The sequence below is a fragment of the Sphingomonas sp. Leaf33 genome, assembly GCF_001421785.1.
In the GTDB taxonomy this organism is placed as follows: Bacteria; Pseudomonadota; Alphaproteobacteria; order Sphingomonadales; family Sphingomonadaceae; genus Sphingomonas.
In genome coordinates this window covers 336-538 of the sequence record NZ_LMLB01000015.1, presented here as the reverse complement: position 1 = coordinate 538, position 203 = coordinate 336, and the positions used below count along the sequence as shown (strand labels likewise).

The window sequence follows — 203 nt, the reverse complement described above, 5'->3', positions numbered from 1 at the left end:
TCGTCGCCTTGGTAGGCCATTACCCCACCAACTAGCTAATCAGACGCGGGCCGATCCTTCGGCAGTAAACCTTTCCCCATAAGGGCGTATCCGGTATTAGCGCTAGTTTCCCAGCGTTATTCCGAACCGAAGGGTACGTTCCCACGTGTTACTCACCCGTCTGCCGCTGACACCCGAAGGTGCCCGCTCGACTTGCATGTGTT

At 56.7% G+C, this 203-nt stretch carries 1 rRNA gene (only partly in view); it reads right to left on the bottom strand.

Going from position 1 to position 203, the window contains the following annotated elements:
- Positions 1-203 (bottom strand): 16S ribosomal RNA (locus tag ASE86_RS13235); it reaches 1151 nt to the left of the window's first position.